Origin of the sequence: Pseudomonas sp. Irchel s3f19, assembly GCF_900187555.1 — a bacterium.
GTDB classification, from domain to species: Bacteria; Pseudomonadota; Gammaproteobacteria; order Pseudomonadales; family Pseudomonadaceae; genus Aquipseudomonas; species Aquipseudomonas capeferrum.
Genome location: NZ_FYDW01000002.1, coordinates 208007 through 227748 on the forward strand (window position 1 = coordinate 208007; position 19742 = coordinate 227748).

Here is a 19742-nt window from a genome sequence, read left to right on the forward strand (position 1 = left end):
CCTTCGACTTGGCGCGCCGCGCATAGTTAGTATCCGGCACATCGGCTAAGAAGGGATTTCGTAGTGCGTCGGCTTCGGATTGCCACAGCTCTGATCGTCAGCTTGCTGACCTTGCTCTGCCTGCTCCCGGCTTCGGCCGAAGAAGGCGGAGGCTGGTCTGTGCTGCTCGACGAACAGGCCAACCTGCAATTGAGCGACGTGCGCTCCGACCGCTACCGCAACCAGTTCAGCCCCCTGCTGCTCGCTGACCTGGACGCTGCCCCCGCAGAACAAGCCCTGTGGCTGCACTATCGCCTGGAACCCGGCGATCAGGAGCAACTGCTGCGGGTCTTCGCGCCAGACCTGTCTGGCCTGGACCTCTACGCCCTCGAGGGCGACAAATTACTCCGTCAGCTGCACCACGGGCGCCAGGCCGGCAATGCCAGCCCGACCCTGCGCGGCAGCGACCATGTACTGCCCCTGCCCAACAGCAAGCAGCCGCTGGACATCTACCTGCGCCTGGTCTCAGAGCATCAACTGCGCCCGGCGATCAGCCTGGAGCCCGCCGCCGTGGCTGCCTCGGACCAAAGCCGGCCACTGCTGTTCGGCATGCTCTTTGGCGGCCTGGTGATGCTGATCCTGCACAACCTGATCCGCTTCCTCTATAGCCGCTCCAGCACTACCCTGATTCTGGCCCTGTACCACGGGCTGATGTTGCTCAGCGGGTTGATCCTGCTCAACCTCAGCGGCCCCTGGTGGCATGTGTGGCACAGTGCGCAAACGCCCGCTGCCTACCTCACCCTGGTGCTCGCGGGCCTGGCCGGGCTGTATTTCACCCTGCATTTCTTCTCGCCGTGCAATTCGCCGCGGCTGAACCGCCTGCTGCAAGGCGAGATGCTGGTGGCAGCAGTCAGTGGCCTGGTGCTGCTGTTCGTCGACACCTTGCCGCTCAACCTGATGACCTATGCGCTGCTGGCCCTGGGCAGCGTCAGCATGCTGCTGGTCAGCACCTTCCACTGGTACAAGGGCTATGCGCCAGCCCGTCTGTTCAGCCTCGCCATGGTGGTCTACAACCTTGGCGGGCTGGTACTGCTGCCGGCGCTGCTGGGCCTGACCCGCACCTCCACGCCCTGGCTGCTGTGCGTGCTCATGGGCCTGACCGTCATCAGCGGCCTGCTGCTGAACCTGGCGGTCAGCGAACGCCTGCGGCGCATGAGCGAAGAGCGCTTCAGCGCCAGCCGTGCACTGGCCGCCAGCGATGCCGAGATCAACGCCAAGGCCGAGTTCCTGGCCAAGATCAGCCACGAAATCCGTACGCCCATGAACGGCGTGCTGGGCATGACCGAGCTGCTGCTCGGCACGCCGTTGTCGGTCAAGCAGCGCGACTATGTGCAAACCATCCATAGCGCCGGCAACGAGTTGCTGACGCTGATCAACGAGATTCTCGACATCTCCAAGCTGGAGTCACGGCAGATCGAGCTGGACGATGTGCAGTTCGACCTCAACGCCCTGATCGAGGACTGCCTGAACATCTTCCGGGCCAAGGCCGAGCAGCAGAACATCGAGCTGATCAGCTTTACCCAGCCGCAAGTGCCACGGGTGATCAGTGGCGACCCGACACGCCTGCGCCAGGCGCTGTCGAGCCTGCTGGAAAATGCTCTTAAAAACACCGACCAGGGCGAGATCCTGCTGGTGGTGGCGCTCGACCAGCGCGGCGCGACCCCGCGTTTGCGCATTGCCGTGCAGGACAGCGGCGAACCGTTGCCCGCCGCCGAGCGCGAAGCGCTGCTGCAAGCCGAGCTGCACAGCCACCACTTCCTCTCCAGCAACAAGCTGGGCGGCCACCTCGGGCTGGTCATCGCCAAGCAGTTGATCGGCCTGATGCAGGGCGAATTCGGCATCAAGAGCAGCAGCGGCATGGGCAACACTCTGTGGCTGACCCTGCCGCTGGACCCTTCGCGCCTTGAACAGCCACCCGCCGACCTCGACGGCCCGCTGCGCGACGCTCGGGTACTGGTGGTGGACGACAACGACACCTGCCGCAAGGTGCTGGTACAGCAGTGCAGCGCCTGGGGCATGAATGTCAGCGCGGTGCCGTCAGGCAAGGAGGCGCTGGCGTTGCTGCGCACCAAGGCCCACTTGCGTGATTACTTCGATGCCGTGCTGCTGGACCAGAACATGCCCGGCATGACCGGTATGCAACTGGCGGCCAAGATCAAGGAAGACCCCAGCCTCAACCACGACATCCTGGTGGTGATGCTCACCGGCATCAGCAATGCGCCGAGCAAGGTCATCGCGCGCAATGCCGGGGTCAAGCGGATTCTCGCCAAACCGGTGGCGGGCTATACACTCAAGACCACGCTGGCTGAAGAGCTGGCCCAACGCGGCCGTGAGCAAGCGGTGCCCGCCAGCCTGCCCGGTACCCCGCAAGCACTGGACCTGCCCAGCGACTTCCGCGTGCTGGTCGCCGAGGACAACAGTATTTCCACCAAGGTCATCCGTGGCATGCTCGGCAAGCTCAACCTTGAGCCGGACACGGCCTGCAACGGTGAAGAGGCGTTGCAAGCGATGAAAGCGCAACGCTATGACCTGGTGCTGATGGACTGCGAGATGCCTGTGCTGGACGGTTTCTCGGCGACCCAGCAACTGCGCGCGTGGGAAGCCGCACAGCAGCGCCAGCGCACGCCGGTGGTGGCGCTGACTGCGCATATCCTTGCCGAGCACAAGGAGCGCGCCAAGCTGGCGGGCATGGATGGGCACATGGCCAAGCCGGTGGAGCTGTCGCAGTTGCGCGAGCTGATCCAGTATTGGGCGAATCACCGGGAAGCCAAGACGGACCCTGCGCCTATCCCGTAACCCATGCCGATGAAGTGCCAACAGGCCTGCACCGCAGCCGAGGATCAACGCCCATGCTCCATGAGTTGTTCAGCGTCTACCTGAAGATGCTCGTGCTCTACAGCCCGTTCTTCGTGCTGTCCTGCTTCATCAGCCTGACCCGCGGCCACTCCAGCAAGGAACGCAAGCAACTGGCCTGGAAGGTGGCCTTCGCCGCACTGGTCGCCAGCATACTGCTGTACCTGTTCGGGCGGGCGATCTTCGGTATTTTCGGCATCACCGCCGACGCCTTCCGCATCGGTGCCGGCAGTGTGCTGTTCATCTCTGCGCTGGGCATGGCCCAGGGCAAACCCGCCGTGCAAGCCGACAACGTGCAGCAGGATGTGACCATCGTGCCGCTGACCATCCCGCTGACCGTCGGCCCCGGCACCATCGGTGCGCTGCTGGTGATGGGCGTGGGCCAGCCGCACTGGGACGACAAGCTGCTGGCCATCGTCAGTATCGCGCTGGCCAGCTTTACCGTGGGCCTGGTGCTGTACCTGTCGCACGGCATCGAGCGGCTGCTCGGCGACCAGGGCCTGCAGATCGTCAGCCGCCTGATGGGGCTGTTCGTCTGTGCCCTGGCAGCGCAGATCATCTTTACCGGGATCAAGGGTTACCTGGTGCTCTAGACCTCCATTTCATGGATTTCCTTCAGCGCGATGCTCACCAACGCACGCTCAACCGCACTGCGGCGTTCCTGGTCGAACAGACGTGTATTGAACCGCACCAGCTCTGCGTTCACGTGCATGTCGCGGCGCTCATGAAACACAAATCCTGCCGTGAACGCTGCGGTTTTGCCGGCCTCGTGATACACCACGATGTCCACGTAGCTACCACTCACCGGCGCGCAGGACAGAAGCTGAAACTGCGCCCTAGCCATACTGCGCGCTTCAAAATGCAGCAACGGCTTGCTGTTCTTCTTCAGTGCCTCAAGCGCCAGTGCCATATGGCTGGAATGCCGAACCCCGGCGATGGCGTCGATCTTGCTCAGCGCCTGATCAACGATTTTCGGCCGCTCAGGGTCCGGCCAATGCACTTCTTCAGCCGACTTCGCGTCCCACCCCAGGTACATCAACTTCTTGCGGTAATACTGATACTGTTCCTGGGCAGTCTCTTTGGCCATATCCTGCAACGTCACAGTCTCAGCCCACAGTGTGGCGAGCTTGACGGCCTTGCGCTGTCCTAAGCTGATACCGGGGATGAAAGAGACCAGGCTGGCACCGACGACTGCGGCTTCATAGGTTTGCATGGCTGCCCTCCGGGTTCAGCACGCCCAAGTTCCTGATTCGTTCTGCGTACTGCTTGCGCTCAAGCAGCGCGTGCAGGCTTTCACGGTCAACTTCGGTCAGTTGCTCGCCCAAGGTTGCGAGGGTAGTGCGCAGATCGACCTTATCGGTGGGTGACGACGCCAGTACCGCACCAGGGAGGATCTGGGTGGCAGGCGTGGCAGTGGTCAAGGCCAACCCACACAGATCCAGGGAAGGGCCTGGCAGCATCACCCCCAGCTCGTAGACCACATGGGTTGCCTGACCGTGCTCGTCCAGGGTGAAAGGCCGCAGGTACTGCTGCACCTCTTTCTGAGACAGCCTGGCGATGGCTGCCTGCAAATAGGGCGAGAGCCCCGGATGACGGGCCTGCAATTCATCGGTAAGACGCTGAGTCAGCGGGACGCTGCCCTGCAAGGGCTGATAATCACTGCGACTGCCTGGGATGACCCACCCACGCGCTTCCAACGCTTCACGGTAACCGCTGTACCAGCGTGCATAATCGGCAAAGCGTGAGCCATTCAGTTTGTCCGAACGCAACTGTGCAAACAGCAACGAGTCCAGTGCATATTGCCGAGACGGCAATGCCGCTTCTGCGACCAACAAAGCCGTGCCGCCAACGAGCCATAAGGAATAGGCATCCTTACTCATCGCAATACCTCGATGTTCAATCACATGAGAAGAAAAACGGGGCCTGAAAGCCCCGCTCCGCTGTCAGATTTCAAATTCGCTGACAGCCTTGACCGCCTTGTCGATCAGCTTCTGCTCGGTCGTTGCCCGCACCTCGTCGGTGTAGACCACTTCGTTGAGACTGAGCACAACCGAACCGCAATAGCGCTCCTTGCTCGAACTCTTCCATTCGAACACGGTGGTATTCAGGTCGTTTTCACTCGGCGAGGCACTGAAGGCATTCACCAGCATGAACAGTTCGCCTTCAGGCGTTTCGATGCAGGCCGCCAGCCCCGTGGTCGAGACAGGGTGGCCTTTGAGGTTTTGCTTGTAGATCTGCTGGGCTTCCTCGATGTTGCCCAGTGCCGAAAGGGCCTTGCCCGCCAGCTTGGCCATGGCCGCGCCCATGGGGCCGCCGAGCAATGCCTGGCCTGCGGTGCTGGCGACTTTGAAAGCAATCGGCCCCAACGTCAGCGATCGGCTTTGGTCATAGTCGCGCTCGTAGGAGCGTTTACCCACCGCCCAACCCAAGGTGTGCATCACCTGCACGAACTTGTTGAACCAGGCTTCGGATTCGCCATCGCGATCATGCAGCTTGGACGCTACACGAGAGGCAAACTGGAACGTTGTCTTGGCATCGCGCCGGCTTTGCACCGACATGCCTGCGCTGAGCGCGAGCAGCGATTGCTCGACAACGGCGATGCTATCGCCATTGATAGTGTTTTCATCGGTCATTTGCAGGGTCCTTGAAGGCCCCGACGGGTATCGTCGAGGGGCCTTCACCGTATGCTGCAAAGGGCCGGGTAACAGGCATGAACAGGTTCCCTCGGTGCCTCAACCCGGGGCGGGGTACCAGCGCGGGGTGTACACCCACTGTTCGCCATCGGCCCTCGGAAATTGGCAGGTCGTGGACGACCCGAGCAGGACCATGGTGCGCATGTCGACCATTTCAGGCAGCAGCTCGGCCAAAGTGACTACCTTCAGCGTCTGCCCCGGCCTACCGATGTCACGGCCAAGGACTACCGGCGTGCTCCCATCGCGGTGCCGACGCACAACCTCCAGTGCCACCCCAAGCTGATGCGGTCGGGATTTGGAAATCGGGTTGTAGAAGGCCAGCACCAGGTCCGCCTGGGCGGCCAGGTCCAGACGTTTTTCAATGATCGACCACGGCTTGAGGTTGTCCGACAGCGACATCACGCAGAAGTCGTGCCCCAGCGGTGCCCCCGCCTGAGCGGCAGTGGCCAGCGAGGCCGAAACCCCCGGCAGGATCTCGAGATCGACCCGATGCCAGGCCGGGTCACTGGATTCGTGCAACGCTTCGAGCACCGCTGCGGCCATGGCGAACACGCCCGGGTCACCCGACGACACCACCACCACCGAACGCCCTTGGGCGGCCAGTTCGAAGGCATGCCGAGCGCGCTGCATCTCTTCGCGGTTGTCGGTGCAATGCTGCACCTGATCGGCGCGGAACGGCCCGGCCATGCGCACGTAGGTTTCGTAGCCGAGGATGTCCTCGGCGCGGGCCAGCTCGGCCTTGACCGCCGGCACCATCAGCTCGGCAGCGCCTGGGCCAAGGCCGATCACCGCCAGCCGACCACGGCGGCGGCCGACCTGCGCGGCATCCACCGGCGCCGGGGCCACGGCGATGACGGTACCCGCCTGCTCGATCAACTCGGCGCCGGGTAGCGCCTGGGCCAGCATGTCACGCAGGTCGCCAGGCTTGGCTGCAAAACGCAGCGCCACGCCAAGGGCCTGTGCAGCCTCGTGCAGGGCGGCATCGGCCATGGCGTGCTCGCCAGCTAACAGGCAGGCCAGCGATTGCTCGGCGATACCCGCCGCCTGCAGCGCGGCGCGGATGCCTTGCAGGTCAGCGGTATCGACGCCCACCACGACCGAACGCGGGTGGATCAACAGCTCATCACGGCTGCTCGGGCGTGCCTGATGGCCGACATGGATGATGCGCCGGGCGCTCTCGCTCGCGGGCAGCTGCGCCTGCTCAAGCCAAGGTGCATCGCCTTCGACGCGCACCGCCTCACCGGCCAGCAGGTCAGAGACAAAGCGCTTGCCTTGCTCGATGTCCGCCAGGGCATAGCCCTGTGGCGGGTTCAGCAGGCAGGTGCCAAAGCGCAGCTCGCCACTGGTGGTGATGGCTGCGGCCACGCCCAGTGCTTCGCCGATCTCACGCGCCATCACATTCACGCCACCCAGGCCACCGAGCAGCGGCACTACCGCACTGCCATCCTCGGCCACTGCCAGCACCGGCGGCTCGACGCCTTTTTCACTGAGCAGGCTGGCCAGGCTGCGGATAACGATGCCTGCGGCGCACAGGGCGATGATCGGGGTGTCCTGCTGATACAACGTGCGCAGGGTGTCGCCAAACGATGCGTAAAGCTGATCGGCGCCCTCGACCCGGCCACTCAGGCCATGGATCGAGGCGTGTGGATAACACAGCTGAATGCGCTGCGCCGTGGCCAGGCTGCCAGGGCCAAGCACGACGATTGCCGGTGCCTTGTGCATGCTCATCCCTGCCATTTTTCACCCGGTACGATAATCAGCGAGAAGTACGGCGACGACAGCGGGTCGACCTCCGCCAGCGGCACGATCTTCTGATTGGCCATGGTTGCCCGTTCGACATACAGCGCACGGCTGTCCAGGCCCAGCTCGGCCAACACCTCACGCACCTTGGGGAAGTTGCGGCCAAGCTTCATGATCACGGCAGCATCGGCATCGGCCAGGCGCCGCTTCAGTTCCTCGGCCGGCAGCACGCCCGACAGCACCGAAAGGCTCTGGTTGCGGTAGACCAGCGGCGCGCCCAGCACCGACGCCCCCCCCAGCATCGAGCAGACGCCAGGGATCACTTCGGCCTCATAGCGCTGCGCCAGGCGGTCATGCAGGTACATGTAGGAGCCGTAGAAGAACGGGTCGCCCTCGCAGATCACCGCCACGTCGCGGCCGGCATCCAGGTGCTCGGCAACCTGCACACTGGCTTCATCGTAGAAATCGCTGATCACCTGTTCATAGGACAGCGGCGCCGGCAGCGCTTCGGTGGTGACCGGGTAGACCAGCGGCAGCAGTGTCTGCTCGGCCTGCAGGTGCGCCTCGATGATGCCGAACGCGTTGCCGCGCTTGCCCTTGGCCACGAAGTAGCCGACAACCGGCGCCTCGCGCAGCAGGCGCAGGGCCTTGACGGTGATCAGTTCAGGGTCGCCGGGGCCTACGCCCAGGCCGAGCAGACGTCCACGTGGGGTCATCATTCCACCTCCGTGGCCAGGGCGTTGACCGCGGCAGCGGCCATCGCGCTGCCGCCCAGGCGGCCTTGCATGATCACGAACGGCACGCCGCGGCTGTCGGCGGCCAGCATGGCCTTGGATTCGGCCGCACCCACGAAACCGACCGGGAAGCCGAGAATCAGCGCAGGCTTGGGCGCACCGGCGTCGAGCATTTCCAGCAGGTAGAACAGTGCGGTCGGGGCATTGCCGATCACCACCACACTGCCTTCCAGGTGTGGGCGCCACAGCTCCAGGGCCACGGCAGAACGGGTATTGCCGGCGTCTTTGGCCAGGCCAGGCACGCTCGGGTCACGCAGGGTGCAGATCACCGGGTTGTTCGCCGGCAGGCGCGCGCGGGTAATGCCTTCAGCAACCATGTGCGCATCGCACAGAATCGGCGCGCCCTTGGCCAGGGCCTCGCGCCCGGCGCGGCCTGCCCCTTCGGAGAACTGCAAGCCGTCGATGGCCTCGACCATGCCGCAGGCATGGATCACGCGCACGGCGAGCTTTTCGAGGTCTGCGGGTATCCGCTCGAGTCGGGCTTCCTCGCGGATGATCCGGAAGGAATTGCGATAGATCTCCTGACCATCGCGGATGTAGTCAATCATCAAGGTGCTCCGTCGGCAGGTCGAGCATGGCGCCTGCTTCGTTCAAGGTGAGGTCGATGGCGCGCAGGGCACCGAAGCCCGGCAGGCGCGCATCGCGCACATACAAGTCGTAACGGCCCGGTGAACGGGCCAGCAAAGTGGCCGGGGCAACATGGGCCACGGCGCAGGATCGGGGGCAACCGGACAGGTGCACGCTGCCGGGAACGCCTGGGCCGAGCAGCGCGGCCAGGGCAACGGCATCGGCCTTGGTCTCGCCCTGGGCCTTGGCGCACCCACTGCTGCCGGTGCACGCGGTGATGCGCGCCAGCGGCTCATGGCGGTGGCAAAGCAGGCCCAAGGCGGACAACTGCGCCTGGGCCTGCTCGATGTGGGCCGGATCGAGATTGGTCAACACCAGGCTTTGCCAGGGGCTCAGGCGCAGGCTGCCGTCACCCAGGTGGCGGGCGATGTGCGCGGCACCGCGCAGCATCTCCGGCGTCAACCGGCCCTGGGGCGGGGCGACGCCCAGCGCAAGGCCGTGGTTTTGTGGCAGTACCCCCAGCCATACGGGGTGGTTTCGTGCACGGCGCCATTGCAGCACGGCAGCATCGCGACGAATGTCCAGGCCGAGCCCTTCGACGAAAAACGCGGCCGAACAGCCTTCCAGCAATTGGCGCATACGCGATTGGTCCGCAGACGCCAGGTCAAGGAAACGCGCCAGCACCGCACGCACCAGGGCCAGGCCCTGCTCCAGCGGCACGGCACCGAGCACCTGGCCGTCGGCCGGGCAGCCCGCCAGGCCAAACGCCAGCCACGTGCGCTGCTCAAGGTGCAGAGCCGAAAGCCATAGGTCATGGGGGTGTTCGAGCATGGCCAGGCCTTCACCGGCGTCCAGCTGCACGGCGAACTTGGCCGACAATTGATGAAAACGCGGTGTGCTTTCGAGCATGGCGAGGATCTGCCCCGCCAATGGTCGGGCATCCAGCAACATGGCCGGGTCATGCCCGGCCAGCGGGCTGAGCATCAGGTTGCGCACATCGTCACCGGCGGCATCGCGCGGGCCCAGGCCGGCGGCCAGCAACCTGGCGACCAGGCCATTGTGGTCGCTGCCGATACCGCGGACCTGCAGGTTGGCGCGGTTGGTCGCCTCGATCACGCCGCCGGCGAAGCGCTCGGCGGCCTCGGCCACGGCATCGGCCTGATCGGCCAGCAGCAGGCCACCGGGCAGCTTGACCCGGCAAATCCCACCATCACGCGCATTGACGATGCGCCACAACCCCGGGCAGGCCGAGGGGCGAGGTGAAACATCGGGGGCTTGGGCCTGCTTCAAAGGGGTGTCCGGCAATCTGTGAAGTGCGCTTGAGTGTAGAAGGCGCGGTATTATGCCTGCTTTGTCCGGCGGCATGAAAAGCCGGTGGTCGAGCTTATCGTTTACCCGGGGCCGCTTCGCGCCCCAGAAATGGCGGATTGAAACACATGGCACCCTGGCTGACAGTAGTAGGCATCGGCGAAGACGGCTTCAACGGCCTGGGCAAGCAGGCCCGGCGCGCCCTGCTGGGCGCTTCGCGGATCTTCGGCAGCCCCCGCCAACTGGCCTTGCTGCCGCGCTGCGTGGTCGGCGAGCGGCTGAGCTGGCCCACCCCGTTCGCCCTGGCGCCGGTACTCGCAGCGCGCGGTGCCCCTGTCTGCGTGTTGGCCAGCGGCGACCCGATGTTCTTCGGCGTCGGCGCCAGCCTGGCACGCCAGGTGCCCGCCAGTGAGATGCGCGTCCTGTCGATGCCGTCCTCTTGCGCCCTGGCTGCCGCCCGCCTGGGCTGGCCGCTGCAGGAGGTGCAGGTGGTATCGGTGGTCGCCCGGCCGCTGGCGGCGCTCAATGCCCAGCTGCACAGCGGTGCCCGCCTGCTGGTGCTGAGCAACGACGGCGACAGCCCTGCCGCGATTGCCGCCCAGCTGTGCGCGCGTGGTTTCGGGCCAAGCCGCCTGCGCGTGTTCGAACACCTTGGCGGCGCCGATGAACGCGAACTGGCCGGCAGCGCCCAGGACTGGCCTCACACCCAGGTTGCAGCGCTGAACCTGGTGGCCATCGAGTGCCTCGCCGCGCCCGATGCACCACGCTTGCCACGGGTTGCCGGGCTGCCAGACACGGCCTTCCAGCATGACGGCCAACTGACCAAGCGCGATGTCCGCGCCATCACCCTGGCCCGCCTCGCCCCGCAGCCCGGCGAGCTGCTGTGGGACGTGGGCGCAGGCTGTGGCTCGATCGGCATCGAGTGGATGCGTGCCCACCCTGCCTGCCGTGCGTTGGCCATCGAGGCCGACGAAGGGCGCCAGGGGTTTATCGAACACAACCGCGATGCACTGGGCGTACCCGGCCTGCAACTGGTACGCGGCAAGGCGCCGGCGGCATTGGCAGGCCTTGAGCAGCCCGACGCGATCTTCATCGGTGGCGGAGTAACCCGTGAAGGCGTGCTGGAGCTGTGCTGGGAGGGCCTGCGCCCGGGTGGGCGGCTGGTGGCCAACGCGGTCACCCTGCAAAGCGAATTGGCCTTGGCGCATTTTCGCGAGCAGCACGGTGGCGAGCTGACCCGTATCCATGTTGCCCACGTGCAGCCGCTAGGGGCGTTCGACACCTGGCGCCAGGCCTTGCCGATCACCTTGCTGGACGTGGTGAAACCCTTCGATGCGTGAAGAAACCCACGAACAACCCGCGCCGCTGCGCAGCGGCCTGACCACCGGCAGCTGTGCCACCGCCACCAGCCTCGCAGCGGCGCGCCTGCTGCTGACAGGCGTCTGTGACGACGCAGTGAGCATCACCCTGCCCAAGGGCAAGGTGGTGCAGATGCGCCTGGAGTTCTGCCGTCGCGCAGGCCAGTGCGCTGAAGCCGGTACCCTCAAGGACGCCGGCGACGACCCGGACGTGACCCATGGCGCCCTGCTCTACAGCCAGGTCCGCTTGCTGGCCGAGCCCGGCATCCGCTTTGTCGCCGGCCATGGTGTGGGGACCGTGACGCGCCCGGGGCTGGTACTGGCGGTGGGCGAGCCGGCGATCAACCCGGTGCCCCGGCGCATGATTGGCGAACACCTGCAACGCCTGGCCGAGGCGTGTGCCTATCACGGCGGCTTCGAAGTGACGGTCAACGTGCAGGGCGGTGAATTGCTGGCGCTCAAAACCATGAACCCGCGCCTTGGCATCCTCGGCGGGCTGTCGATCCTGGGCACCAGCGGCATCGTCCGGCCGTTTTCCTGCGCGGCCTACATCGCCTCGATCCATCAGGGTATCGACGTGGCCCACACCAACGGCTACACGCACATTGCCGCCTGTACCGGCAACGCCAGCGAAGACACCATGCGCCGGGTCTACGGCCTGCCGGAAATCGCCCTGATCGAAATGGGCGACTTCGTCGGTGCCGTACTCAAGCACTTGCGCAAGGTGCCGGTAGCGCGCCTGAGCCTGTGCGGTGGCTTCGGCAAGATCAGCAAGCTGGCCGCCGGGCACATGGACCTGCACAGCCGCCATTCGAGCATCGACCTGCCGCAACTGGCCGGCTGGGCGGCGGCTGTCGGCGCCGATGCAAACCTTCAGGCCGCGATCATCGCCGCCAACACCAGCCAGCAAGCCCTGGCACTGGCCCATGCCGCCGGCATTGCCCTGGGCGACGCCGTCTGCGCGCATGCGCTGGCATTCGCCCGCAGCGTGGTGCCCGCGCAGGTCCAGGTCGAGGTGTTCGCCATCGACCGCCAAGGCGGTATCGTCGGCCAGGCGGGCGTGCAATGAGCGCGCGCATCCTGCTGCTGGGCGGCGTTACCGAGGCCCTGGCCATCGCCCGCCAGCTTGGCCCGCAGCATGTCTACAGCCTGGCAGGCATCGGCCGCGTGCCGCAGGGCCTGCAATGCCAGGTGCGGGTTGGCGGCTTTGGCGGTGCCGAAGGCCTTGCCCGCTACCTGCGTGAGGCGGGTATCACCCTGCTGATCGATGCCACCCACCCCTATGCCGCGCAAATCAGCCACAACGCCGCTGTTGCCTCACGCGCTGCAGGTGTTCCGTGCTGGGCGTTGCGCCGGCCTGCCTGGCAGGCGCAGCCGGGTGACGACTGGCGCGAGGTACAAGACTGGGCGGGGCTGATCGACGCACTCGCGCCCTTCCGGCGGCCGCTGTTCACGCTGGGGCGCGAGCCGTTGCAGCATCTGGCAGAGATACCGCCAGAACAGTTCTGGACATTGCGGGCCCTGGAAGCCTGCCCGGGTAACGACCGCTGCGAAGTGATTGGCGCACGTGGGCCGTTTCGTATTGAAGACGAGCGTGCGTTGTTCGCGCGGCGGCAGATTGATGTGCTGATCAGCAAGAACAGCGGCAGCCTGGCGACCGAGCCCAAGCTTGAAGTGGCCCGGGAGCTGGGGGTGCCGGTGTTGATTCTGGAGCGGCCGGCGCTGCCCGATGTAGACCGGCAATACGCTTCGCAAGGGGCACTGATGGCTGACTTGGGTCGCGGGTAAGGAAGAGACGCATGGCGTGAGTTTTGTAGCGTCTTCCTACACCCAACGCCAACTTGTCTGAATAGCCTTCCGCCCATCCTCTGCCCTAAACTCTTCCCCCCTCCCCCGGAAGGCTTCAGTCATATGGAAATGCAATGGTGGATCTGGCTGGTATTCGGTATCGCGCTGATCCTGCTCGAACTGGTCCTGCCTACCTTCTTCATTCTCTGGTTCGGCATCGGTGCCGTGCTGGTTTCGCTCATCTCGCTCTCCGCACCCAGCCTGCAACTGGATATGCAGATGCTGCTGTGGGTGCTGCTGTCTTCAGCCACCACCGCCCTGTGGTTCAAGTTGTTCCGGCGCAAAAAACCGGATGTGCGATGGACGGCCGATAGCGTGATCGGTGAAGTCGGCCTGCTGACCGCCAGCGTTTCCGAGTTCCAGAAAGGCCGCGTGCGTTTCCAGAAGCCGATCCTCGGCAACGAAGAATGGACCTGCGTCGCCGACACTGAAATCCCGTCCGGCGAGCGTGTGCGCCTCACCGCCATCGAAGGCAATACCGCCCGCGTCATCCGGGCCTGAATCCGTACTGAAAGGAAGTTCGTATCATGACCAGCCTTATCGTCGTGGGCGCCCTCGCCCTGTTCGTCCTGATCACCGTGTTCAAGGGGGTGCGTATCGTGCCCCAAGGCGAGGAGTGGATCGTCGAGCGCCTTGGCCGCTACAACAACACCCTCAAACCCGGCCTGAACATCGTCATTCCGTACGTGGACGTGGTCGCCTACCGCCTGCCCACCAAAGACATCATCCTCGATGTGCAAGAGCAGGAAATCATCACCAAGGACAACGCGGTGATCGTCGCCAACGCCTTGTGCTTCGCCAAGGTAGTCGACCCGCAGAAGGCCTCGTACGGCGTACAGAACTTCTCCTTCGCCGTCACCAGCCTGACCATGACCTCGCTGCGCGCCATCGTCGGTGCCATGGACCTGGACGAAGCCTTGTCCAGCCGTGAGCAGATCAAGGCCCGCCTGCGCGAGGCGATGTCCGAGCAGACCGAAGACTGGGGCGTGACCGTGCGCTCGGTCGAGATCCAGGACATCAAGCCGTCCGAGAACATGCAACTGGCCATGGAACGCCAGGCCGCTGCCGAGCGTGAACGTAAAGCCGACGTCACCCGTGCCGAGGGTGCCAAGCAGGCTGCGATCCTCGAAGCTGAAGCACGCCTGCAATCCGCCAAGCTGGACGCCGAGGCGCAGATCAACCTGGCCGAGGCGTCGGCACGGGCGATTTCGCTGGTCAAGGAGGCCGTGGGCAACGAGACCGTGCCGGCCATGTACCTGCTGGGCGAGCGCTACATCGGCGCGATGGAGAACCTGGCCAGCAGCAGCAATGCCAAAGTCGTGGTGTTGCCGGCAGACCTGCAAGAGACCGTGCGCGGCCTGATGGGCCGCAACAAGCCCTGAGTTAGCGGGCCAAGCTTGCCCCGCGAAGGGGCCGCAAAGCGGCCCCAGCCCCTCCCCACCTGCGTCACTTCACCGCACCCCGCCTTTTTTACCTATACTGCGCCTTACAATACCCACCACGATTCCTGACCGGATCTCTCCATGCCCCCACGTCGGCACATTGCCTGGATAGCCTGCCTAGCAGTGCTGTTCAACCTGCTGGCCATGCCGCTGTCTTCTGCCGCGCCCAAGGGCCCGGCCGAGCAGTTGCTGTGGGGGGCTTTCTGTTCCAGCATGGCCAACAAGGCCAAGGTCGACGTCCAGGCCCTGGCCAAGATCGACCTCGGCCCGCAAAGCGACGACAGCGCCAGCATGATGAACTGCTGGTGCTGCTCGGGTGCCGCGCCGCTGCTAGCCTTGCCCGGCTACCCGCCGCAGTTGCACAACCCGCCGACACTGCACGCCGGGCACCTGCCGCTGCTTGCCGACTACCAACCCACGCCGCGCCAGCTATGGCCCGCGCTCAACCCCCGTGCCTCCCCTCTGGTCTGAGTTGCTCACGCTGTCCGCCTGAACCTGAACAGATCGGAGACTCACCATGCTCAAGCAAGCCCTCGTCGTGGCCGCCCTGCTGCTGCCCAGCGCCTTCGCCACTGCCCACGAATACACCGTGGGCAACCTGCACATCGCGCACCCCTGGTCGCTGCAACTGCCCCCCAACGCGCCCAACGTCGCCGCGTATTTCGTCGTGCACAACAATGGCCAGGCCGATGACCGCCTGCTGAGTGTCGACAGCCCCATCAGCGATGACGCCCAGTTGCACGAGCATGCCATGACGGCCAGCGGCACCATGAAGATGCAACAGGTGCCCAGCGTGGTAGTACCCGCCGGCAAGGATGTGACCTTCGCCCCCAGCGCCTACCACGTGATGCTGATGCAGCCCAAGGACCGCAGCCTGCTCAGCGACGGCAAGCGTTTCCCGTTGACCCTGCACTTCGAGAAGGCCGGTGATGTCACGGTCGAAGTCGCCGTGCAGAAAGAGGCGCCCTCGGGCCAGCCCCAGGCTCACGAACACGCGCACTGAACATTAGCTGACAGGCACTCGCCATGAGCCTGCCGCGCAACAGCATCAGCCGTACCCCCCGCCCTGAACGCAGGCGCGTTGGGGGCGGCTGGCTGAGCCTGTTCGCCATGTGGATGATCTTCATCGGCCCGCTGGTTTCCCAGTCGATGCCGATGGACCACCACGCCGGCATGAACATGCCGACGGGCATGTCGATGGCCCCCGAGCACGCGCAGAGCGTGGACTCGCACCACAGCCATGATGGCCATGGCGGCGATGGCCAACTGCATGTGATGTGGGAAAAGTGCGGCTACTGCAGCCTGCTGTTCAACTGCCCCGCACTGCCGCAAACCCTCAGCCCGCTCAGTGCCGGCGTAGCAGTCCCCTCCACTCACCTTCTTGCAACCACGCGCCAGGGGCATGCCCGGCAGGCTGTATTCCCGGGTGCGCGCAGCCGCGCGCCGCCTTCCTCGATCAGCGTCTGAAAACACATTGTCCGCACGGAGCCAGGAGGCTTCGCGCTCACTCATGACTGATCGACTGGAATCATTATGTCTGGCTGCACCCCTGTTTTTGCCCTGTCCCTGCGCGGAGCCATCGCCGCCGTCTGCGGTTCGCTGATCGCGCCCATGGCCCTGGCCAGCGACCTCGGCCACGCCGAGCACGCGCATGCCGCCCCCGAGCTGAGCCCGACGGTGATCACCGCCGTGGCGCCCAGCTCGCCGCTGACCGTGGTCACCAACCCGAAGGACCCACGCCAGCCGGTACCGGCCAGCGACGGTGCCGATTACCTCAAGACCATCCCCGGTTTCTCGGCAATCCGCTCCGGCGGCACCAACGGTGACCCCGTGTTGCGCGGCATGTTCGGTTCACGCCTGAACATCCTCACCAATGGCGGCGTGATGCTGGGCGCCTGCCCCAACCGCATGGATGCACCGACGTCGTACATATCACCCGAAACCTACGACCGCCTGACCGTGATCAAAGGCCCGCAAAGCGTGATCTGGGGCCCTGGCGGCTCGGCCGGTACCATCCTCTTCGAACGCGAACCGGAAAAATTCGGTACCCTGGGCAGCCGCGTCAACGCCAGCCTGCTGGCCGGCTCCAATGGCCGCTTCGACAAGGTACTGGACGCCGCCGCCGGCAACAGCCAGGCCTATGCCCGCTTCGTCGGCAACCAGTCGCGCTCGGACGACTACCATGACGGCAACGATGACACCGTGCCGTCGCGCTGGGACAAATGGAACGGCGATGTCACCCTCGGCTGGACCCCCGACCAGGACACCCTGCTGGAACTCACCGCCGGCAAGGGCGACGGCGAAGCACGCTATGCCGGGCGCGGCATGGACGGCTCGCAGTTCAAGCGTGAAAGCCTGGGGCTGCGGTTCGAGAAGTCCAACCTCGGCGACGTGCTCGACAAGGTCGAGGCGCAGGTCTACTACAACTACGCCGACCACGTGATGGACAACTACAGCCTGCGTACCCCCTCCGGCAGCGGCATGATGGGCATGCCCATGGTCAGCAACGTCGACCGCCGCACCATGGGCGCCCGGGTCAAGGCCACCTGGCGCTGGGCCGATGTGCAACTGGTCAGCGGCATCGATGCGCAGACCAACGAGCATCGCCAGCGCGGCGGCATGGGCGTCGATGCGCACAAGGGCCAGGCCTGGACCAAGGACGCCGACTTCCATAACTACGGTGCCTTCAGCGAGCTGACCTGGTACGTCAGCGACGCAGACCGGCTGATCAGCGGCGCCCGCCTGGACCGTGCCTCGGCCCGTGACTTGCGCAAAGGCAGCGCCACTGAAGGCGACACCCGCGCCGATACCTTGCCCAGCGGTTTCGTGCGCTACGAGCACGACCTGGCGGCCATTTCCGCTACCACCTACATCGGCCTGGGCCATGCCCAGCGCTTCCCCGACTACTGGGAACTGTTCTCGCCCAAGCAAGCGCCGGCCGGTGCTGCCAACGCCTTCGACGGCATCAAGCCAGAGAAGACCACCCAGCTCGACTTCGGCATCCAGTACCGCGACGAACGCCTGGAGGCCTGGGCCTCGGGGTATGTCGGGCAGATCCGCGACTACATTCTGTTCGACTACCGCACCGGCATGATGGGCATGAGCACCTCCCAGGCCCAGAACATCGACGCGCGCATCATGGGCGGCGAATTGGGCGCGGCCTACAAGCTCAGCGAAAACTGGAAAGCCGACGCTACCCTGGCCTACGCTTGGGGCAAGAACAGCAGTGATGGCAAAGCGCTACCGCAAATGCCGCCCCTGGAGAGTCGCCTGGGCCTGACCTACAGCCGCGACGTCTGGAGTGTCGGCGCCCTGTGGCGGCTGGTGGCCGCGCAAAACCGCATCGCCGAGAACCAAGGCAATGTGGTGGGCAAGGACTACGACAAGAGCGCTGGCTTCGGCGTGTTCTCGCTCAATGGTGCCTACAAGGTGAACAACAACCTCAAGCTCAGCGCAGGGGTCGACAACCTGTTCGACAAAACCTACGCCGAGCACTTGAACCTGGCCGGGAACGCCGGGTTCGGCTACCCGGCCACAGACCCACAGCCGGTGAACGAGCCAGGCAGGACCTTCTGGACCAAGGTCGACTTCAGCTTCTGACAACAACAATGGGCGCGGCTGCGGTCGCGCCCCTCACCTGGTCAAACAGGAGGTTCCCATGCGCGGAACACGCATCTCTTTCTACAACCTGGCCTGGCGTTGGCATTTTTACGCGGGGCTGTTCGTCGCCCCGTTCATGATCCTGCTGGCGATCACCGGGATCATCTACCTGTTCAAACCGCAGCTCGACCCGCTGCTGTACCGCGACCTGATGGTGGTCGAAGCCGGCCATCATCGACAGCCTGCCGACACCCTGCTGGCCGAGGTGCGCAAGGCTTATCCACAAGGCCATGTCGGCCAGTACCTGCCGCCGCTGGATGCCGAGCGCAGCGCGCAGTTCGTGGTGCATGACGGCGGGCGCGAATTGAACGTGTTCGTCGACCCCTACAGTGGCAAGCTGCTCGGCGAGCAGGATGGCAAACAGAACCTGCAGGCGGTTGCCCGTGCCCTGCACGGCGAGCTGATGGTCGGCACGGTCGGTGATCGCCTGGTCGAGCTGGCGGCGGGCTGGGGCATCGTGCTGGTGGTGTCGGGCCTGTATCTGTGGTGGCCACGCGGGCGCAACAGCGCCGGCGTGCTGTGGCCGCGGTTTTCCGCACGCGGTCGGCTGTTGTGGCGTGACCTGCATGCGGTGACCGGGTTCTGGGGCTCGGCCCTGTTGCTGCTGATGTTGCTCAGTGGCATGACCTGGACGGGCATGTGGGGCAAGCAGTACGCCGACTTATGGAACCGTTTTCCCGCCGCGATGTGGAACGACGTGCCCAAGTCCGACCAGCAGGCCCGCGAGCTCAACAGCGCCCACCGCCAGACCGTGCCCTGGGCGGTGGAGAACACCCCCATGCCGCAGTCCGGCGCCCATGCCGAACATGCCGGGCACCACATGATGTCGAACGCCCCGGCAGCGCCGCAAGTGAGCTTGCAGCAGGTCGAGGACATCGCCACTTCGCGTCAGGTCGAGCCGGGCTACAGCATTACCCTGCCGACCACGGCCGACGGCGTGTTCACCGTTGCGGTGTTCGCCGACGACCCGCGCAACGACGCCACCCTGCATGTCGATCAGTACACCGGCAAGGTGCTGGCCGACGTGCGCTGGCAGGACTACAGCCCGGTCGCCCGGGCTACCGAGCTGGGCGTGATGCTGCATGAAGGCAAGATGTTCGGGGCGTTGAACCAGATCATCATCCTTGTGGTGTGCCTGATGATTCTGCTGGGGTCGGTCAGTGGCTTGGTGATGTGGTGGAAGCGCCGGCCAACGGGCGGGCTGGGTGTGCCGCCGCTGCGCCATGACCTGCCGCGCTGGAAGACGGCGGTCGGGGTGATGGTCGTGCTGGGGGTGATGTTCCCGCTGGTGGGGGTGTCGATGGTAGTGATGTGGCTGGTCGACAGCCTGGTGGTGCGCCGCCGGGTACTGGCCCAGGCTTGAGGCCTGCGGGGCCGCAAAGCGGCCCCCTGCAACCCATGAATCGTGTCGATCTGTCGCGCCCCGAATTGGGACGCCCG

19 protein-coding genes are annotated in these 19742 nt (G+C 65.2%); 12 read left to right on the plus strand and 7 right to left on the minus strand.

All coding sequences use genetic code 11. The features are described 5' to 3' along the window. Nucleotides 1–63: 63 nt before the first annotated feature. Nucleotides 64–2835 (plus strand): hybrid sensor histidine kinase/response regulator, encoded by a 2772-nt coding sequence (locus tag CKW22_RS04890; RefSeq protein ID WP_033701737.1) that lies wholly within the window; start codon nucleotides 64–66, stop codon nucleotides 2833–2835. Nucleotides 2836–2888: 53 nt separating this feature from the next. Then, nucleotides 2889–3485: a MarC family protein gene (locus tag CKW22_RS04895; RefSeq protein ID WP_033701739.1), complete on the plus strand. Its 597-nt coding sequence runs from the start codon at nucleotides 2889–2891 to the stop codon at nucleotides 3483–3485. On the opposite strand, the gene CKW22_RS04900 is transcribed toward CKW22_RS04895, so the two are convergent. The 7 genes from CKW22_RS04900 to cobG all read right to left on the minus strand — a co-directional run bounded on the left by CKW22_RS04900 (nucleotide 3482) and on the right by cobG (nucleotide 9991). Beyond that, nucleotides 3482–4105, minus strand: a complete 624-nt coding sequence (locus tag CKW22_RS04900; protein WP_095063864.1) for a hypothetical protein — start codon at nucleotides 4103–4105, stop codon at nucleotides 3482–3484. The genes CKW22_RS04895 and CKW22_RS04900 overlap by 4 nt on opposite strands. Then, nucleotides 4092–4772 carry a hypothetical protein gene (locus tag CKW22_RS04905; RefSeq protein WP_095063865.1) on the minus strand — a complete coding sequence of 227 codons (681 nt, stop codon included), beginning with the start codon at nucleotides 4770–4772 and terminating at the stop codon, nucleotides 4092–4094. The genes CKW22_RS04900 and CKW22_RS04905 overlap by 14 nt, the downstream gene beginning before the upstream one ends. A 63-nt stretch (nucleotides 4773–4835) precedes the next feature. Further along, nucleotides 4836–5525 carry a hypothetical protein gene (locus tag CKW22_RS04910; protein ID WP_047582365.1) on the minus strand — a complete coding sequence of 230 codons (690 nt, stop codon included), beginning with the start codon at nucleotides 5523–5525 and terminating at the stop codon, nucleotides 4836–4838. 99 nt (nucleotides 5526–5624) lie between these two features. Continuing rightward, a complete protein-coding gene (cobJ, locus tag CKW22_RS04915) occupies nucleotides 5625–7322 on the minus strand; it encodes a precorrin-3B C(17)-methyltransferase (protein ID WP_084213307.1) in 1698 nt (565 codons plus the stop codon). Then, nucleotides 7310–8044 (minus strand): precorrin-2 C(20)-methyltransferase, encoded by a 735-nt coding sequence (locus CKW22_RS04920; protein WP_033701745.1) that lies wholly within the window; start codon nucleotides 8042–8044, stop codon nucleotides 7310–7312. The genes cobJ and CKW22_RS04920 overlap by 13 nt, the downstream gene beginning before the upstream one ends. After that, nucleotides 8041–8667, minus strand: coding sequence for a precorrin-8X methylmutase (locus CKW22_RS04925; protein WP_033701746.1), 627 nt, complete (start codon nucleotides 8665–8667; stop codon nucleotides 8041–8043). The genes CKW22_RS04920 and CKW22_RS04925 overlap by 4 nt, the downstream gene beginning before the upstream one ends. Beyond that, complete coding sequence (gene cobG / locus CKW22_RS04930; RefSeq protein WP_256577284.1) at nucleotides 8660–9991, minus strand: precorrin-3B synthase; 1332 nt, start codon at nucleotides 9989–9991, stop codon at nucleotides 8660–8662. The genes CKW22_RS04925 and cobG overlap by 8 nt, the downstream gene beginning before the upstream one ends. Nucleotides 9992–10122: 131 nt before the next feature. Between cobG and cbiE the strand changes: the two genes are divergently transcribed. From cbiE to CKW22_RS04980, 10 genes are all read left to right on the plus strand, one after another. Further along, nucleotides 10123–11334 carry a precorrin-6y C5,15-methyltransferase (decarboxylating) subunit CbiE gene (gene cbiE / locus CKW22_RS04935; RefSeq protein ID WP_095063867.1) on the plus strand — a complete coding sequence of 404 codons (1212 nt, stop codon included), beginning with the start codon at nucleotides 10123–10125 and terminating at the stop codon, nucleotides 11332–11334. Beyond that, complete coding sequence (locus CKW22_RS04940; RefSeq protein ID WP_047582356.1) at nucleotides 11327–12421, plus strand: cobalt-precorrin-5B (C(1))-methyltransferase; 1095 nt, start codon at nucleotides 11327–11329, stop codon at nucleotides 12419–12421. The genes cbiE and CKW22_RS04940 overlap by 8 nt, the downstream gene beginning before the upstream one ends. After that, on the plus strand, nucleotides 12418–13140 hold the full coding sequence (locus CKW22_RS04945; protein ID WP_095063868.1) for a cobalt-precorrin-6A reductase: 723 nt from the start codon (nucleotides 12418–12420) through the stop codon (nucleotides 13138–13140). Before CKW22_RS04940 ends, CKW22_RS04945 begins: the two co-directional genes overlap by 4 nt. A 123-nt stretch (nucleotides 13141–13263) precedes the next feature. Continuing rightward, nucleotides 13264–13701 carry an NfeD family protein gene (locus CKW22_RS04950; protein ID WP_095063869.1) on the plus strand — a complete coding sequence of 146 codons (438 nt, stop codon included), beginning with the start codon at nucleotides 13264–13266 and terminating at the stop codon, nucleotides 13699–13701. Between the two features lie 26 nt (nucleotides 13702–13727). After that, nucleotides 13728–14582 (plus strand): SPFH domain-containing protein, encoded by an 855-nt coding sequence (locus CKW22_RS04955; protein ID WP_033701752.1) that lies wholly within the window; start codon nucleotides 13728–13730, stop codon nucleotides 14580–14582. Between the two features lie 141 nt (nucleotides 14583–14723). Then, nucleotides 14724–15113, plus strand: coding sequence for a DUF2946 domain-containing protein (locus CKW22_RS04960; protein ID WP_033701753.1), 390 nt, complete (start codon nucleotides 14724–14726; stop codon nucleotides 15111–15113). 46 nt (nucleotides 15114–15159) lie between these two features. Next, nucleotides 15160–15645, plus strand: a complete 486-nt coding sequence (locus CKW22_RS04965; protein WP_033701754.1) for a copper chaperone PCu(A)C — start codon at nucleotides 15160–15162, stop codon at nucleotides 15643–15645. A 23-nt stretch (nucleotides 15646–15668) separates the two neighbouring features. Then, nucleotides 15669–16109 (plus strand): DUF2946 domain-containing protein, encoded by a 441-nt coding sequence (locus tag CKW22_RS04970; protein ID WP_033701755.1) that lies wholly within the window; start codon nucleotides 15669–15671, stop codon nucleotides 16107–16109. Between the two features lie 66 nt (nucleotides 16110–16175). After that, on the plus strand, nucleotides 16176–18242 hold the full coding sequence (locus CKW22_RS04975) for a TonB-dependent copper receptor (RefSeq protein ID WP_095063870.1): 2067 nt from the start codon (nucleotides 16176–16178) through the stop codon (nucleotides 18240–18242). 58 nt (nucleotides 18243–18300) lie between these two features. Next, nucleotides 18301–19665 (plus strand): PepSY domain-containing protein, encoded by a 1365-nt coding sequence (locus CKW22_RS04980; protein ID WP_033701757.1) that lies wholly within the window; start codon nucleotides 18301–18303, stop codon nucleotides 19663–19665. The last annotated feature ends 77 nt before the right edge of the window (nucleotides 19666–19742 follow it).

Bases quoted from the DNA above. Each gene is read 5' to 3' on its own strand.
- CKW22_RS04895 (WP_033701739.1), top strand. From the start codon at position 2,889: ATGCTCCATGAGTTGTTCAGCGTCTACCTGAAGATGCTCGTGCTCTAC.
- CKW22_RS04900 (WP_095063864.1), bottom strand. From the start codon at position 4,105: ATGCAAACCTATGAAGCCGCAGTCGTCGGTGCCAGCCTGGTCTCTTTC.
- CKW22_RS04905 (WP_095063865.1), bottom strand. From the start codon at position 4,772: ATGAGTAAGGATGCCTATTCCTTATGGCTCGTTGGCGGCACGGCTTTG.
- CKW22_RS04910 (WP_047582365.1), bottom strand. From the start codon at position 5,525: ATGACCGATGAAAACACTATCAATGGCGATAGCATCGCCGTTGTCGAG.
- cobJ (WP_084213307.1), bottom strand. From the start codon at position 7,322: ATGGCAGGGATGAGCATGCACAAGGCACCGGCAATCGTCGTGCTTGGC.
- CKW22_RS04920 (WP_033701745.1), bottom strand. From the start codon at position 8,044: ATGATGACCCCACGTGGACGTCTGCTCGGCCTGGGCGTAGGCCCCGGC.
- CKW22_RS04925 (WP_033701746.1), bottom strand. From the start codon at position 8,667: ATGATTGACTACATCCGCGATGGTCAGGAGATCTATCGCAATTCCTTC.
- cbiE (WP_095063867.1), top strand. From the start codon at position 10,123: ATGGCACCCTGGCTGACAGTAGTAGGCATCGGCGAAGACGGCTTCAAC.
- CKW22_RS04940 (WP_047582356.1), top strand. From the start codon at position 11,327: ATGCGTGAAGAAACCCACGAACAACCCGCGCCGCTGCGCAGCGGCCTG.
- CKW22_RS04945 (WP_095063868.1), top strand. From the start codon at position 12,418: ATGAGCGCGCGCATCCTGCTGCTGGGCGGCGTTACCGAGGCCCTGGCC.
- CKW22_RS04950 (WP_095063869.1), top strand. From the start codon at position 13,264: ATGGAAATGCAATGGTGGATCTGGCTGGTATTCGGTATCGCGCTGATC.
- CKW22_RS04955 (WP_033701752.1), top strand. From the start codon at position 13,728: ATGACCAGCCTTATCGTCGTGGGCGCCCTCGCCCTGTTCGTCCTGATC.
- CKW22_RS04960 (WP_033701753.1), top strand. From the start codon at position 14,724: ATGCCCCCACGTCGGCACATTGCCTGGATAGCCTGCCTAGCAGTGCTG.
- CKW22_RS04965 (WP_033701754.1), top strand. From the start codon at position 15,160: ATGCTCAAGCAAGCCCTCGTCGTGGCCGCCCTGCTGCTGCCCAGCGCC.
- CKW22_RS04970 (WP_033701755.1), top strand. From the start codon at position 15,669: ATGAGCCTGCCGCGCAACAGCATCAGCCGTACCCCCCGCCCTGAACGC.
- CKW22_RS04975 (WP_095063870.1), top strand. From the start codon at position 16,176: ATGTCTGGCTGCACCCCTGTTTTTGCCCTGTCCCTGCGCGGAGCCATC.
- CKW22_RS04980 (WP_033701757.1), top strand. From the start codon at position 18,301: ATGCGCGGAACACGCATCTCTTTCTACAACCTGGCCTGGCGTTGGCAT.